At 46.0% G+C, this 15059-nt stretch carries 14 protein-coding genes and 2 pseudogenes; 9 read left to right on the forward strand and 7 right to left on the reverse strand.

Translation table 11 applies throughout. The annotated features are described in order from the left end of the window. Window positions 1–230 precede the first annotated feature (230 nt). Window positions 231–485, reverse strand: a complete 255-nt coding sequence (locus V5G28_RS09025; RefSeq protein WP_073630269.1) for a TIGR02450 family Trp-rich protein — start codon at window positions 483–485, stop codon at window positions 231–233. A 163-nt stretch (window positions 486–648) separates the two neighbouring features. On the opposite strand from V5G28_RS09025, the pseudogene V5G28_RS09030 reads away from it, so the two are divergent. From V5G28_RS09030 to V5G28_RS09050, 5 genes and pseudogenes are all read left to right on the forward strand, one after another. Continuing rightward, a pseudogene (locus V5G28_RS09030) lies at window positions 649–1218 on the forward strand (Uma2 family endonuclease); the annotation flags it as partial. A gap of 464 nt (window positions 1219–1682) precedes the next feature. Beyond that, window positions 1683–1829, forward strand: a complete 147-nt coding sequence (locus V5G28_RS09035) for a hypothetical protein (RefSeq protein ID WP_332993058.1) — start codon at window positions 1683–1685, stop codon at window positions 1827–1829. After that, entirely contained in the window at window positions 1829–2068 is a 240-nt protein-coding gene (locus tag V5G28_RS09040) for a hypothetical protein (protein WP_336230148.1), read from the forward strand. Before V5G28_RS09035 ends, V5G28_RS09040 begins: the two co-directional genes overlap by 1 nt. A gap of 54 nt (window positions 2069–2122) precedes the next feature. Next, complete coding sequence (locus V5G28_RS09045) at window positions 2123–2305, forward strand: hypothetical protein (RefSeq protein ID WP_336230150.1); 183 nt, start codon at window positions 2123–2125, stop codon at window positions 2303–2305. Next, window positions 2263–5145: a tetratricopeptide repeat protein gene (locus tag V5G28_RS09050; RefSeq protein WP_336230153.1), complete on the forward strand. Its 2883-nt coding sequence runs from the start codon at window positions 2263–2265 to the stop codon at window positions 5143–5145. The genes V5G28_RS09045 and V5G28_RS09050 overlap by 43 nt, the downstream gene beginning before the upstream one ends. 141 nt (window positions 5146–5286) lie before the next feature. On the opposite strand, the gene V5G28_RS09055 is transcribed toward V5G28_RS09050, so the two are convergent. The 5 genes from V5G28_RS09055 to V5G28_RS09075 form a co-directional block, all read right to left on the reverse strand. After that, window positions 5287–5862 carry an REP-associated tyrosine transposase gene (locus V5G28_RS09055; RefSeq protein ID WP_332993068.1) on the reverse strand — a complete coding sequence of 192 codons (576 nt, stop codon included), beginning with the start codon at window positions 5860–5862 and terminating at the stop codon, window positions 5287–5289. A 248-nt stretch (window positions 5863–6110) separates the two neighbouring features. Continuing rightward, window positions 6111–6269 (reverse strand): hypothetical protein, encoded by a 159-nt coding sequence (locus V5G28_RS09060; protein WP_332993070.1) that lies wholly within the window; start codon window positions 6267–6269, stop codon window positions 6111–6113. Window positions 6270–6309: 40 nt separating this feature from the next. Next, entirely contained in the window at window positions 6310–7860 is a 1551-nt protein-coding gene (locus tag V5G28_RS09065; RefSeq protein ID WP_332993072.1) for a SulP family inorganic anion transporter, read from the reverse strand. 385 nt (window positions 7861–8245) lie between these two features. Further along, on the reverse strand, window positions 8246–8917 hold the full coding sequence (locus V5G28_RS09070) for a response regulator transcription factor (RefSeq protein WP_096564647.1): 672 nt from the start codon (window positions 8915–8917) through the stop codon (window positions 8246–8248). Next, a complete protein-coding gene (locus tag V5G28_RS09075; protein ID WP_332993076.1) occupies window positions 8914–10401 on the reverse strand; it encodes a sensor histidine kinase in 1488 nt (495 codons plus the stop codon). The genes V5G28_RS09070 and V5G28_RS09075 overlap by 4 nt, the downstream gene beginning before the upstream one ends. A 510-nt stretch (window positions 10402–10911) precedes the next feature. On the opposite strand from V5G28_RS09075, the pseudogene clpB reads away from it, so the two are divergent. The 3 genes and pseudogenes from clpB (at window position 10912) to V5G28_RS09090 (ending at window position 14185) form a co-directional block, all read left to right on the forward strand. Continuing rightward, window positions 10912–13527, forward strand: a pseudogene (gene clpB, locus V5G28_RS09080) (ATP-dependent chaperone ClpB). Between the two features lie 221 nt (window positions 13528–13748). Continuing rightward, entirely contained in the window at window positions 13749–13964 is a 216-nt protein-coding gene (locus V5G28_RS09085; RefSeq protein ID WP_332993078.1) for a type II toxin-antitoxin system HicB family antitoxin, read from the forward strand. Further along, complete coding sequence (locus V5G28_RS09090) at window positions 13961–14185, forward strand: type II toxin-antitoxin system HicA family toxin (RefSeq protein ID WP_332993081.1); 225 nt, start codon at window positions 13961–13963, stop codon at window positions 14183–14185. Before V5G28_RS09085 ends, V5G28_RS09090 begins: the two co-directional genes overlap by 4 nt. Here the strand turns inward: V5G28_RS09090 and V5G28_RS09095 are convergent. Next, complete coding sequence (locus V5G28_RS09095; protein ID WP_332993084.1) at window positions 14169–14339, reverse strand: DUF5615 family PIN-like protein; 171 nt, start codon at window positions 14337–14339, stop codon at window positions 14169–14171. The two genes, V5G28_RS09090 and V5G28_RS09095, sit on opposite strands and share 17 nt — an antisense overlap. Before the next feature lie 295 nt (window positions 14340–14634). Between V5G28_RS09095 and V5G28_RS09100 the strand changes: the two genes are divergently transcribed. Continuing rightward, window positions 14635–15000 (forward strand): VOC family protein, encoded by a 366-nt coding sequence (locus V5G28_RS09100; protein ID WP_332993087.1) that lies wholly within the window; start codon window positions 14635–14637, stop codon window positions 14998–15000. Window positions 15001–15059: the final 59 nt, after the last annotated feature.

Raw genomic sequence — 15059 nt, forward strand, 5'->3', positions numbered from 1 at the left:
AAATTATTCCGACTTGAGAGCAACTGCCTGAAAAATATAAATAATTATTACCGATGCCAATATTTGTTAAACTTTGTCTCAAATATCAAATCTACTGGTCTTGAGGCTGCCAAAATCAGTTATAGCGGTTTTCATTCACAGCGAAAAAACCTCGCATCACTGAGTGTGCAATTCCATTTGTACTGGCAGGATGTGATTTGTGATGAATCGCTATCAGGGATTGAAATAATTCAAGAAACATCTTCTTGGGGTGAATTCATCTCCTGTAAAGATTGCCAGCCTGCTTCCCACAGAGAACGGTCTTGTAACAATTTGGCGTTTATCCAAAAGCGGACATTAGGGTCACAAGCAGCGACCATCTCAGCATAAACCCAGTTGCCCTGATTTTTACGGTTGACGACTTGGAAGTGTCGCCAGCCATCGACCTTTTGCTGCGCTGTCCACTTAGAACCAACTAGGTAAGGAAATTTCTGCTTTTTAGCCATCGGTCATTAGTCAATATAATCATTGGTTATTTCTCCCCCATCTCACGATGTCCGCAGACAGGGAGAAATTGATATAAGCATAGAAAGGCGATGCGGAAGCCGCCGCCGCGAAGGCGATCGCCCAGATCAATACTCTAGTCAAAATATTGGGGGTTTAACTTTCATGATCGTCCAAGCACAGGAGCAACGCAACTACTCACCTGAAGAATATCTGGAACTGGAGGTCAATTCAGAAGAACGCCATGAATATATTAATGGAGAAATCATCCCTGTGACAGGTGGTACACCCAATCATAACCAAATTGCGCTCAACCTAAGCGGTGCATTGAATTTTGCCCTCAAGCGTCAGCCTTATCGAGTGTTTGTCACCGATCAACGGCTTTGGATTCCCCAAAAGCGAATTCATACTTATCCTGATGTGATGGTTGTTGCAGGACAACTAGAATTTGCTGAAGGACGGAGAGACACTCTCACAAACCCGTTGATGATTGCTGAGGTACTCTCAAAATCTACCAGAAGTTATGACAAAGATGAAAAATTTGCGGCTTACCGAAGCATCTCCAGCTTTCAGGAATATGTTCTCATTGACCAGTACACGATGCATATTGAAATACTTCAAAACTGATAATCATCAATGGCTCTTTTGTGAATATGAAAATGGTGATGAAATGCTGTCACTTGCTTCGCTTTCCTTTCAAATTTCGTTAGAGATATTTACGATAAGGTTGATTTTGCAGGCCTGAAGTTGATTGACAACTTATCAGTTACCAGTTACCAGTTATCAGTTATCAATTCTTGTTCACTGTTTACTGTTCCTGGTTAATACCACTCGCCTCATAAAATAAGCCTGTAGATAGTTGCAGGTGATAGCAGGCGAATTAATGGCAGATATACAACTGAAATTCAAGGACAAGATGCAGTTACAGCCACAGAAGAATTATTGAAATTTCGGTAATTGGGAAACCGTCGATGAAGTTGATAGAGAAGCCACCATCGTCATACAATCGGTACTATCGTTGCTTATTGTTGGCGGTACCTTGGCGGCGGCGGAAGGAATCGACAAGTGGTAGAAGAATATAGAGGTAAGTTGGCAAAAAGATTGAAAAAGTGCTGATTGTTGGACGCAATGGTAGGCGCATCCTTTTGGAGAACGCCACAATTGAGCAAATTAAGCAAATTCTAGATGAGTGATGCAGTGTGAAAGTCCTTCATCTCGACCTGAAACAAGTTGCGGGTAATTATGTAGAGCTACGTTATTTCGTTGATAATCCTAATCAGTATCAACGGCGATCGCTACCTTTAGAACAAATTGCTGACTTACTCAACCAAGCTGAAAAAGACTGATGGATGTGCGTTTGGCTGTGGATTATACCATAACTGGGCGGCAGTTGTATAAAAACTGGTTGGATGGCAATGAACAGACTTTCCGGCAAGGTTTGCTCAATCAGTATCGGGATGAAGGTATCATTTTAGCCATTGTGATGCAGAGTCGCCCATTTGCCTGGGAAGTGCTGCACGATGGCAATGGCTTTCTGGTTCAACGTGGTATTGTCGGTGCGGTGGTTATCATCAGAGACCGGTGAAGCGGTTATCTGTGGAGGAGAAACCAGAAAATCGGGGTTTGCGAAGTCTTGTTTATGGCGAGTTCCCCGCTAGGTGTACAACCAGTGCTGGAATTTGAGGCGGAGGAAGGAGGCAAGTTTGACGGCGACAGCACGACAACCTTTAGCGCTGACGGTGGAAGAAAGCGGCTGTTTGTCGGAGTTGGGTTATTTTGGTGGATGTTTACGACAAGGGATATTTTGATGTTTTACACTTGACGGGTCATGCTACTATTCAAGATACAAAACCATACTTTATAACAGAATCGGAAACGGGCGAGCCTAACTATGCAAGCGCCAGCGATATCGCCCAAGAGTTAAGATTTCGATTACCCAAATTAATTTTTCTGTCGGGTTGTCGCACTGGGCAAGCAGGAAACGCGGGTGCTGTGCCTTCGCTTGCACAAGAGTTGCTGAATGAAGGTGCAACAGCAGTTTTAGGTTGGGGTCAAAAAGTTTTAGATACGGATGCAACCGCAGCCGCCGCAGCTTTGTATCAGGAGTTGGCGGCGGGTAAGCAAGTTGCTGAGGCAGTTGCTTGTACTTACCAGGCGTTAATTAAGAACAAGGCGCGGGATTGGCATTTGTTGCGGCTGTATGTCAAAGCGACTTTACCAGGCGAGTTAGTCACAAGCTTGCGGACTCGTGGACGCAAACCCGCACCACCGCCATCTGTGGCAACGCAGTTTTTAGACACTGCTGGCAAGGTGAAAGTTTGTACTCGTGAGAGTTTTGTTGGGCGTCGTCGGCAGTTGCAAAGTTGTCTTAAGGCGTTGACTCAATCCCCAGAACAGCTAGGCGTGTTGATTCACGGCATGGGAGGTTTGGGTAAGAGTAGTTTAGCCGTAAGGCTTTGTGACAGACTGGCGCATTTTCAGCGAGTTGTCATCGTCGGACGGATTGATGAACCGACGCTGGTGAGTCGCTTGGCTGAGAAGTTGGATAGCAAGGAACTGCGGGAAGCGTTACAAAGAGACGATGAGGAATTGAAGTTTCGGCTGCGACGGGTGTTTGGGGAGTTGACAGCACAAGGGGCTAATCCCTTTTTGCTGGTGCTGGATGACTTTGAGGTGAATCTCGAACCGCGCAATGATGGGTATGTGTTGCAACCAGAAGCGGCAACTGTTTTGCAAGCGTTAGTTTGGGCGATTCGCGATATTTCCGCACCTGATCGCTTAATTCTCACCTGCCGTTACGACTTTGAATCTACACCGTTGCAGTATTTCTACAAGCAACCTTTGGAGGCATTGCGAGGGGCAGATTTGCGAAAAAAGTGCGATAGCCTCGCTGCCTTCAGTACGAAATCTGTGGTAGACGAGGCGTTGCAGGCGCAGGCGAAACGGCTGGCGGATGGAAATCCCCGCTTGCTGGAATGGTTGGATAAGATTCTGCAAAATTCAACCGTTGATAAAGTAGCGATTCTCAACTCTTTGGAAGTTGATTCTGTGGAGTTGCGAGAGCAAGTTTTGGCAGAAGCGCTGCTGCAACAGATGGATGATGGAATGCGAGAGATGTTGTCGCGGGGTTTGGTGTTTGAGTTACCAGTACCAAGAGAGGCGTTAACCGCAGTTTGTGAATCTCTGCCCAATTTGGATAAGTATATTGATAGGGCAGTGGCGTTGGGATTATTGGAAGTTAGTCCGGATCAGTCCTTGCGAGTACCGCGCATTTTGCCTGTAGAGTTGTTTGATGCAACTTCTTTATTTGTACAAGCAGCACAGGTGTTGTATCGTCTCTGGTGGGAGGAGTCTGACAAACGCACGGAAGCGCAAGGACTGGAGATTGTGCGCCTAGGACTGCTGGCAGAAGAGCAGGAAATTGCTGTCAGCGTTGGGGACTTGATTGCAAATCAATGGGTGAACAGTTCCCGATTTTTGGAGACTGTCCAACTTTGTGAGCAACTACTGCAAAAGTTTGTGGACTACCGTATCTTGGGAACCATCGCCTATGCAGAAGAAGTTCTGGGCAGAGTTGAGGATGCTGTTGCCCACTATCAGCAATCTTTAGACTTTTGCCCTGAGGCGGATTTGCAACAAAAAGCCGCAACTCTGGGCAACATGGCAGGAGTGATCGCCCAACAAGGGGACATCCAACGAGCGATCGCACTTTGGGAACAATCCTTGGAATTATATGAGCGCATTGGCGATGTCCGTGGCAAAGCTGTAACCTTGGGCAACATGGCACGAGTCATAGCCCAACAAGGGGACATCCAACGAGCGATCGCACTTTGGGAACAATCCTTGGAATTATATGAGCGCATTGGCGATGTTGGTGGCAAAGCTGCAACTTTGAACAACATGGCACTACTCATAGCCCAACAAGGGGACATCCAACGAGCGATCGCACTTTGGGAACAATCCTTGGAATTATATGAGCGCATTGGCGATGTTGGTGGCAAAGCTGTAACCTTGAACAACATGGCACTACTCATAGCCCAACAAGGGGACATCCAACGAGCGATCGCACTTTGGGAACAATCCTTGGAATTAATTGAGCGCATTGGCGATGTTGGTGGCAAAGCTGTAACCTTGGCAAATCTGGCTTATTGGGCAGGTGAAACCGGAGATAAAGCTAAAGAGTTAGACTTAAATCTGCAAGCCGCTTCGGCATTTGCACAGGTTCGTGCTTATGGTGATTTGGTGACAGTTTTGGGTAACTTAGGCGTAGCAGATGAAAGTAACGGTTTGGTTTACCTGGCTCAAGCAATCTGGCTTACCCTGAGGATTCAAGCTCCCTTAGCAGATACAATTCAGATCATCCATGCTTTGTATAACACAGTTCCTCAAGGCGATGAACTGGAAGCCTTGCTTGGGAGAACAGCACTGTTTTTTTGCAACAGTCGAGGCGAAGGGCATCCGCAGTTAGAGGAACTCCAGAAATTGAGTTTCAGAATGCTATCAGCGGTGGTGCGTGCCCAAGGAATTGAGACGCAGGAAGTATTTGATAGTTGGTTAGCCCAGCAAAGCCTGAATGAGCCAGAATATTTTCTACCGCAACTCACTCAACGCCTAGAGGAGATTGTTGGTGATGAGTGGTTATTTGACCGCAGTCAAGTTTAGTAGTACCTCTAGAAGGTGAGGCTGAGCCTCAGTATGGGCATTCCCAGCCAGAGTTTGGGAACGAGGAAGTATGGGATTTTCTCGTTCCCAGGCTCAGCCTGGGAACGCAATGCAAAGAGGCTCAGCCTCCTGACGCTCCAACTACACATCAATCAAATCAACAGCTAAAACTGCCTTCATACCCATGTAATTACGGTAACTGGAATATCGCCAATGAGCAGGATCATCCACATAGCCGCGCCTGAGTGGGTTATTGTGCATATATTCCAACTTTTGGCTGAACATCTGTTGACTAAATATTGCTTGGGGGTGTGAACCTTCCTGCCAAAGCTGGTATTCTTGGGTAGTTTTGTGTAATTTTTTGTGAAATTTTAGCTGTTTTAACAAATACTCAGTTTGATTCTCTTTTAACCAATCAATCACAGATCTGGCTGTAAATGACTTGAATGCTGCTATTTCTCTAGATAAATTTTCAGCTGATGCAATTAAGTGAAGATGGTTTTCCATGATCACATACCCATGCAAAGCTAAACGCTGGTGGTTTTGTAGAAAGTCTAATGAGTTGAGAATGATTTGAGCTAAGTCTGGTTTACTAAATACTGCGATCCAGTTGACAACTGTGCAGGTGAGAAAATGAGGCTGGTTTTCTAGAAATTGGTAGCGAGAACGACCCATAGAGTAAGGAAAGGTGTGAATATGGGAGGCTGAGCCTCTCATATAGCATTCCCAGGCTGAGCCTGGGAACGAGTATTTCTTTAGATAAATTTTCATTCGTTGTGAATATGGGAGGCTGAGCCTCTTGATATAGCATTCCCAGGCTGAGCCTGGGAACGAGTAGGCTGAGCCTGGGAACGAGTAGAGGTGTGAATATGGGAGGCTGAGCCTCTTGATATAGCATTCCCAGGCTGAGCCTGGGAACGAGTAGGCTGAGCCTGGGAACGAGAAGACGAGAAGGAGGAATCTGCTTAAGGATTTTGGTAAGCTTCGGTTTGTGATGTTATGGCAGTAGGCATTGGTGCAGTACGTTTCTTTTTAGGAGCCATAATGACAGACAGAAGTTTGGGGAAAGCAAAACAAGCAATAGTATTCAGCAATGTTAAGATTACTGCATCTATCGTATTCATGGTGAACTCCTCTTTTGTGAAAGTAGAGTAGTGAAAACTTCTACGCTGCTAGGTGCGATCGCCCAGTAAATAGCGGTTTCCGGTAGCGCTCTACCAACCGATCCCGCTGCATGATGATAGTACTTCCCTTCTTTTCCTCTTGTTTTTCCCACGTTGACAAGAAGTCGAGACAGGAGTGGTCAATGTAGCTGAGCATCTGTAGGTGAATATGAATTTCCTTTTTAGGAGGAATCTGCTCAAGGGCTTTGGCAAGTTGCGGTAGCCGGATAAATGTAGCCATCCCTTCCAAATACACATCAACGCGCTGGTTGTTTTCATCCGCAACGACATGGATATCGAGGTGGGAAACTTTGTAGATCAGCTTGATTGCTGACAACACAAGACCGAGTAGCACGCCAAAAAGTAGGTCAGCAGTGATAATTCCACCCAAGGTCGCAAAGTAGATGAATACAGGGATGCGTCCGTATTGTTGCAGCTTCCGGATATTCTCAACTTTCACCAGCTTATAGCCTGTGACTACCAAAATCGCTGCGAGGCTGGAGGTGGGAATTAGATTCAGTACAGAAGGCGCAACAACAACAAGAGCCAACAGCCAGACTCCGTGAAAAATCGCGGACAGTCTGGTTTTGCCTCCTGCTTCCACGTTTACAGAACTGCGGACAATCACACCCGTCATCGGTAGCGCCCCTAATGCGCCGCAAACCATGTTGCCCAAGCCTTGAGCTGCGAGTTCGCGGTCAAAATTAGTTTTTGACTCAAATTGAAGTCGATCTACCGCCGCTGCCGAGAGCAGGCTTTCGGCACTGGCGATAAAGGCGATCGCCATCGCCTCGACAAGCAAAGATGGCTTGAGTAGACCGATGAAGTTCTCTAGCTTTGGGATGTGAATCGTGGCGATAAGATTATCGGGTACATTAACGTACTGAATCGGCAACTTCATCACACTGGCTAGAGCAGTTGCAATCACGACAGCAATCAGGGAGCCGGGTAGCAATTTTAATCTTTTTGGCTTATAGTTCTCCCACATGATGAGGATAAGAATGGTAATTAAAGCTACAATTCCTGCCATGAGATGGTTGTTGCCTTGGGCAGGAAAGATAGTCTTATATATCTCGGTGGGAATAGAAATTAAGTTATCGATTCCGTGTGCGCTTGGCTTGCTATCGAACATCACATGGAATTGAGAAGCAAAGATAAGCACACCAATTCCTGCCAGCATCCCGTAGATGACTGCGGGAGATATTGCTCGGAAAACCTGTCCCAGCTTGAAGACACCAGCAAGTAACTGGAACAAACCCGCCAGCATTAGAATCGGTCCTAGCATTTCAATGCCGTACTGCTGAACCAGTTCCCAGACTATAACAGCAAGCCCAGCCGCTGGTCCACTGACCTGCAACGGTGAACCAGCAACAGTGCCAACAATAATTCCGCCAACGATTCCTGTGATGATTCCCATCTCTGGAGGAACCCCTGAAGCGATCGCAATTCCCATACATAGTGGCAGAGCAACGAGAAACACAACTACGGACGCCACTAGGTCGTTGACGATGGAGCGTTTTGCTTTAATATCTTTGATATCTCTGATTGTCATCTTCCTTTTCTCGTAATTTTCTATAAGTATTACTACTGCTGTAAAAGTTAAACTAATCACAATACTTTTTTCCAAAAATATCGTTCAACTATCATCTTCACGAACTTAGCAAACAGGGCGTAAATATTTGCGCCTAATACCTGAGAGAGTTGTAGGTACTCTCCTGACGTTCAAAATGGCATTTAATAGCTCACCAACTGATACTAAGTTGTAGTGAAAAATCATACTCACCCTGCTTTAACACTAAGTTAGACATTTGAACACAACTTGGTATGAAGCTGAAAAAATGACAATAGGCGACAATCAACAGACCCTGATTGTTACAGTTCTTTTTTATATTTATAAAAACTTATTAATTGTGTATTAAAAATTTATGAGAAAATTTTCATGTTCGCAGCCGATAGCCCATACCTCTGACTGTTTCGATATAGTCGTGACCTAGCTTTTTACGCAGATAACCGACGCAGACATCAACGACATTAGAGCCGGGATCGTAGTCGTAGCCCCAAACCTGACTCAGCAACTGCTCTCGGCTCATGACTTGCCCTGGATGACGCACAAAAGTTTCAGCTAGGGTAAATTCTCGTGCTGATAACTTAATTGGGCGATCGCCGATCCAAATCTGACGTTTAAGCAAATCAACGACAATGTTGCCTGCTTTAAGAACCATTTCTTCCTGTCGTCTGGGTAAGCGATTGTCACGCAATCGCGCCCGTACCCGCGCCAGCAGTTCTTCAAACCGAAAGGGCTTTGTTACGTAGTCGTCAGCCCCACCTTCTAGTCCAGCGACTTTATCGCTCACCTCGTCACGAGCGGAAAGGATAATGATAGGTAGCTGTTCGCCCTGACCGCGTAATTCTTCCAACACCATCCAACCATCTTTGCCAGGGAGACCAATGTCAAGGATGAGCAGGTCAAACTCTCCGCTTTGAGCCATGCTCGACGCTTCATGACCGTCTTTGGCAACTGCGGTAGTGAACCCCGACGCCCGTAGCCCTTTTTCCAGGAAAGCGGCTATGCGCGGCTCGTCTTCGGCAATCAGAATCCGATCAGTCAAACAGAACCTCCAAAGGGTGGGTCTAGTGGAATGACAATAGTGAATGTAGAACCCTTACCGGGTTTGCTTTTGAGTTCTACTCGACCACCGTGTGCCGTTGCGATCGCACTCACGATAGACAATCCCAAACCAGCCCCCTCAGAACGACGATAACTATGGGAGCCACGGGCAAAGCGCTCGAAGATCCGCTCTTGGTCGCCACGAGCAATGCCAACGCCTGTGTCACGCACCCAGAAATAAGCGTTATCGTTCAAAACATCCGAACCAAGCGCGATGACATCCCCATCGCTCGTGTGCTGAGTCGCATTCTGAGCCAAATTCATCATTGCCTGAGTTAGCCGTTGACGGTCAGCCACAATCCGCCCCATCCCCTTGTTCTCCAAACGCCAGTCTCGCTCACCTAAAGCTGTGGCTTTGGTATACAGTTCGTCAGTCAGTGAGCTAATATCTACTGTCTGTAGGTTTAAAAAATTCGGTTGCTCTGCTTTCGCAAGTAATAGTAGGTCATCGACAAAGCGGCTCATCCGATCAAGTTCATCAGTCACTAATTCCACTGTTTCACGTCGCTCTTGGGGATCATCACCTAGTAGTTCTAAATGACCTCGGATAATTGTGATTGGTGTCCGGAGTTCATGACCTGCGTCGTTGATGAAGTTTCGTTGACTGGCAAAGGCAGTTTGGAGACGGTCTAACATCTGGTTGAACGTCATCGTGAGTTCGGCAATTTGGTCTACCCCCTGCACCGCGATGCGTTGAGATAGGTCAGACTCGGTAATTGAGCGGGCTGTTTCGATAAGTAAGCGTAGGGGAGCTAATAACCGTCCAGCCACGACCCAAGCCAGCACCGATGCTACAGCTAGAACCGCTATTGTCACCTGAATAATCACAATAACCGCCTGGTTCACCTGCTCCAGAGCGGTATGATTTGAGTATACGACCACAAAGACACCGTGAGTTTTTCCTTTGACTACTGGCTGGGCCAAGTAGTAGAGGGTATTCGTTGAGGTTAATTTCTTTTGACCTCGCTCAGGCTGTTTGAGTTTCTCCCAGTGTTTTACAAAGTCTGAATTCGGCTGTAAAGGAGCTGGCAAGGCTTTAGGATTGGATTTGTAGAATTTCCCATTTAACAACGTAATCAAATACGCGTCCTCGTGGGGAATGTTGCGGGACAAAAATACATTAAAAATGGCAGCGACATCATCCCCAAAGGGTTGAGCTGTGTTAGGGTTCCTCCCCGTAGTTAATCGTTTAAACTCGTTTATCTCCTTGATGAGAAACTTTTCAACCTGCTGTTCTAGTTGGACAAGGAGAATCTCACGGATTGCCAGGATACATACCAATGTGGAGAAGATCATCAGCACGATGTACGAGATCAAGATGCGTGTGCGAACGCCAAAAAAGATTCTGCGCCATCCAGGAAATCGGTTTTTCTTTGTCACTTGAGCATTTTGATTGCTTCTCGTAAAGAAGATTTTTGGAGCCATGAGCCGATTAAGACGGTTGTATTGCAAAAATTTTTAGACGAGACCAGATCCTGGGAGGTGGGATGGGTGTTATGGGTGATGGCTATAGGCAGTTGACACAGATGATACTTTAACTAAAGTAACATCACTTTTTGCAACACAAAGGTTATTTGACTTAAACTCTTGTATGATAAGCTTTTTATAAGATGACGCGCCGCAAAGAGCTGCATCAATTAGTAAAAAATGGGCGGTAATACTCCTCTACAACAACGCGAACACCGATCCAGTTATTTGTGCCCCTCTTTGTACAATCACGGTATCAAAACAAAACTTATTCTTCTTCTGTTTGGACTCACTCGGCGCTTGGAGTCAATCAGGACTCATTGGACGGTAATACTCCTGGAGAAAGACGTGAACACCGATCCAGTGAGTTGCCCCTCTCTTTTTACAATGACCATATAAGAACAAACCATACACTTGTTCTATCTGCGCTTTTTGTGCGCTTGGAGTAGTTCTTTCCTAGAAAAGCCTATGCAACCAACTAATCCAAACCAATTTACAGAAAAAGCCTGGGAAGCGATCGCGCACACGCCAGATATTGCTAAACAATATCAACAACAGCAGATTGAAAGCGAACACCTGATGAAAGCGCTGTTGGATCAAGAAGGTCTTACCAGCGGTATTTTTACCAAAGCAGGTGTGAATCTGCAAAAACTGCGCGATCGTGCTGAACAATTTATCCAACGTCACCCCAAAGTATCTGGTAGCAGCAGTTCCGTGTATTTGGGACGGAGTTTAGATACTCTTCTTGATCGGGCTGAAGGGTATCGCAAGGAGTTTAAAGACGAGTATATCTCGATTGAACATTTGTTACTGGCTTATGCCAAAGATGACCGTTTTGGCAAAGGGTTATTCCAAGAATTTGGGTTAGACGAAGGCAAGCTAAAGAATATCATTAAACAAGTTCGAGGAAATCAGAAAGTGACCGACCAAAATCCAGAAGGCAAATACGAAGCACTGGAAAAATATGGGCGTGACCTCACCGAAGCTGCTCGTCAAGGTAAACTTGACCCAGTCATTGGACGTGATGATGAGATTCGGCGGACTATCCAAATTCTCGCGCCGTACCAAGAATAACCCTGTGCTTATTGGTGAACCGGGCGTTGGGAAAACTGCGATCGCCGAAGGACTCGCACAGCGGATCGTCGCCGGTGATGTACCCCAGTCCCTGAAAGATCGCAAACTCATAGCTTTAGATATGGGTGCTTTGATTGCAGGGGCAAAATTCCGGGGTGAATTTGAAGAACGCCTCAAAGCAGTCTTAAAAGAAGTTACCGAGTCCGGCGGGAATATAGTTTTATTTATTGATGAAATTCATACCGTTGTCGGCGCTGGTGCGACTCAAGGCGCAATGGACGCTGGTAACTTGTTAAAACCGATGTTGGCGCGGGGTGAACTGCGCTGTATCGGGGCGACAACTTTAGACGAATACCGTAAATATATTGAAAAAGACGCTGCTTTAGAAAGACGCTTCCAGCAGGTTTATGTGGATCAACCCAGCGTCCAAGATACCATTTCCATTTTGCGCGGCTTGAAAGAACGGTATGAAGTTCACCACGGGGTGAAAATTTCCGATAGTTCTTTAGTTGCAGCAGCGACATTGTCAAGTCGCTATATAAGCGATCGCTTCTTACCAGACAAAGCCATTGACTTGGTAGACGAAGCTGCGGCACGCTTAAAAATGGAGATTACCTCCAAACCAGAAGAACTGGACGAAATCGACCGCAAGATTCTGCAATTAGAAATGGAGAGGCTGTCACTGCAAAAAGAAAGCAATGCAGCATCTCGTGAACGCCTAGAAAGACTAGAAAAAGAACTTGCGGATCTCAAAGAAGAACAAAGAACACTCAATACTCAATGGCAGTCTGAAAAAGACATTATCACCAAAATTCAGTCTGTCAAAGAAGAAATTGACCGTGTGAACCTGGAAATTCAGCAAGCAGAACGCGACTACGACCTCAACCGCGCTGCTGAGTTAAAATACGGCAAGTTAACCAGTTTGCATCGTGACTTGGAAGCAGTCGAAACTGAACTTGCTCAAGCACAACGCAGTGGAAAATCTTTATTGCGTGAGGAAGTCACGGAAGCTGACATTGCAGAAGTGATTTCTAAATGGACGGGAATTCCCATCAGCAAGTTGGTCGAATCTGAAAAAGAAAAGCTGCTGCACTTAGAAGATGAACTGCATCGTCGTGTCATTGGACAACATGAAGCGGTGACAGCTGTAGCAGATGCAATTCAGCGTTCTCGTGCTGGACTGGCTGATCCCAACCGTCCTACAGCTAGCTTTATCTTCCTCGGTCCTACCGGTGTCGGTAAAACCGAACTAGCAAAAGCGCTGGCGGCGTATATGTTCGACACCGAAGAAGCGCTGGTACGGATTGATATGTCCGAGTACATGGAGAAACACGCCGTTTCTCGCCTCATCGGTGCGCCTCCGGATACGTGGGTTACGATGAAGGCGGACAACTTACCGAAGCAATTCGTCGTCGTCCTTACGCAGTGCTTCTGTTCGACGAAATCGAAAAAGCACACCCGGATGTCTTTAACATCTTCCTGCAAATTCTCGATGATGGTCGAGTTACTGATGCTCAAGGTCATACGGTAGACTTTAAAAACACCGTGATCATCATGACCAGCAACATCGGTTCACAGTACATCTTAGATGTGGCGGGTGATGACTCACGCTATGACGAAATGCGCCATCGGGTGATGGAGGCGATGCGAAATAGCTTCCGTCCCGAGTTCCTGAACCGCATCGACGAAACGATTATCTTCCATGCATTGCACAAACAGGAATTGCGGCAGATTGTGCAGTTGCAAGTAAATAGACTACGGCAAAGATTGAGCGATCGCAAGATGTCTCTCAAACTCTCGGAATCTGCTCTTGACTTTTTAGCAGAAGTGGGGTATGACCCTGTATTTGGAGCGCGTCCGCTGAAGCGAGCAATTCAACGCGAGTTAGAAACTCAAATTGCCAAAGCTATCTTGCGCGGCGAATTCAACGATGGTGACACCATCTTTGTGGATATCGAGAATGAGCGCCTTTCCTTTAAGCGCTTACCTGCGGAGGTGTTTACAGCTTAATTAGGTGAATAAATAACAAACACGCAAAGGTGCAAAGTTGAATAATTGCACCTTTGCGTTTTTTGTATAGAAATCATCGCAAAGGTGACGATTGGGCAAAGCCCAGCGCCCTAAAGGGCGATCGCTTTTCTGATATCATTCTGACATCATTAAGAAGCAGCCAGACGTTTTTAGTTGAGCGGTCATGAGAAGATAAAAGAAAAACTGAAGGGTAGTTCGTTATGAAGCGAGAATTTAATGTGATTATCGAGCGAGATGCGGATGGCTACTTTGTTGCTTCCGTCCCGGAGCTTCCTGGATGTCATACGCAAGCTCAATCTTTGGATGAGTTAACAAAGCGCATCCGAGAAGCAATTGAACTCTGTCTAGAATTTGAGGAGGAACAGCAGGATTCCCTGGACTTTGTGGGCATCCAGCGAGTTTCGGTTGAAGTATGAGTCAACTGCCAAGTGTGACGGGACGCGAAGTTATTGCAGCTCTTGGTAAAGTGGGTTTTGAAGTTGCTAGAGTTCGTGGAAGTCACTATATTCTGATACATAGCGACGGGCGTCGGACGGTAGTTCCCGTACATTCTGGTGAAACAATTGGTCGTGGTTTGCTGGCACAAATACTACGTGATTGCCAAATAACTCGTGAGGAGTTCAGGATGCTGTTGTGAATAAGGAGGGATATGCTTGTGCCAATGCTAAAAGTTCTCGGTCTTTTACGCCACGCCAGCCCATTTCCTCAACATTTTGTACTAAGTGTCCTGCATCCACAAGAGGTTTTTTTAGTTTCTTGCGCAACAGATTTTCATCTAGCAGGATGAGCACGGACAGTTCGCTCCTGATCTAGCATGGCTTTTGCAATCACTTCTAACCCAAGCTCTGAGTGCTTCTGCATACGGTCGCAAATCTGCTAGTGCCTTCTGCCTCGTTGCACGAGTGCCTATCTGCTGGTGTCACTGTGATGAAGATATAATAGAAGAATAGTATACCAACAGTAAGAAATTTCCTTGTTCTCCGCTTTAACAAAGAGTTAGTAGTCATGACTGCCAAAATATGGAGAGCAACAATAAGGTGTGAGGAGCCATGCTGAGAGTTACAGGAGTCACTCTGGAGAAATGGTATGACAATCACTCTAAATCACACTATAGTACCTGCACATGATAAAGAAGCTTCGGCACAGTTCTTTGCACGTATTTTTGGTCTCAAGGTCGAGGCTCCTTTGGGTCACTTTGCCGTAGTACATATCAATGACACGCTGACGCTTGACTTTGCTGACTCTGAGAAATTCGAGTCGCACCACTATGCCTTCCATGTCAGCGATGAGGAATTCGATGCAATTTTTGCGCGAGTTAAAGAGGCTGGTCTTGAATATAGTAGTGACCCCATGCACCAAAATAAAGGTCAAATCAACCACAGGAAAGGAGGTCGTGGCTTCTATTTCCTAGATCCCAATGGTCATAACTTGGAACTGTTGACTCGTGCATAATTTGGCATAACCAAACAGAATTATAACTTTGGAATTATACGCAATTAACTAAGACTTAG

Source organism: Scytonema sp. PRP1, assembly GCF_036697665.2.
GTDB classification, from domain to species: Bacteria; Cyanobacteriota; Cyanobacteriia; order Cyanobacteriales; family Nostocaceae; genus Kalymmatonema; species Kalymmatonema gypsitolerans.

Bases quoted from the DNA above. Each gene is read 5' to 3' on its own strand.
- V5G28_RS09055 (WP_332993068.1), bottom strand. From the start codon at position 5,862: ATGAGAGGCTCAGCCTCCCATATTCACACCTTTCCTTACTCTATGGGT.
- V5G28_RS09025 (WP_073630269.1), bottom strand. From the start codon at position 485: ATGGCTAAAAAGCAGAAATTTCCTTACCTAGTTGGTTCTAAGTGGACA.
- V5G28_RS09085 (WP_332993078.1), top strand. From the start codon at position 13,749: ATGAAGCGAGAATTTAATGTGATTATCGAGCGAGATGCGGATGGCTAC.
- V5G28_RS09100 (WP_332993087.1), top strand. From the start codon at position 14,635: ATGACAATCACTCTAAATCACACTATAGTACCTGCACATGATAAAGAA.
- V5G28_RS09090 (WP_332993081.1), top strand. From the start codon at position 13,961: ATGAGTCAACTGCCAAGTGTGACGGGACGCGAAGTTATTGCAGCTCTT.
- V5G28_RS09075 (WP_332993076.1), bottom strand. From the start codon at position 10,401: ATGGCTCCAAAAATCTTCTTTACGAGAAGCAATCAAAATGCTCAAGTG.
- V5G28_RS09040 (WP_336230148.1), top strand. From the start codon at position 1,829: ATGGATGTGCGTTTGGCTGTGGATTATACCATAACTGGGCGGCAGTTG.
- V5G28_RS09065 (WP_332993072.1), bottom strand. From the start codon at position 7,860: ATGACAATCAGAGATATCAAAGATATTAAAGCAAAACGCTCCATCGTC.
- V5G28_RS09045 (WP_336230150.1), top strand. From the start codon at position 2,123: ATGGCGAGTTCCCCGCTAGGTGTACAACCAGTGCTGGAATTTGAGGCG.
- V5G28_RS09060 (WP_332993070.1), bottom strand. From the start codon at position 6,269: ATGAATACGATAGATGCAGTAATCTTAACATTGCTGAATACTATTGCT.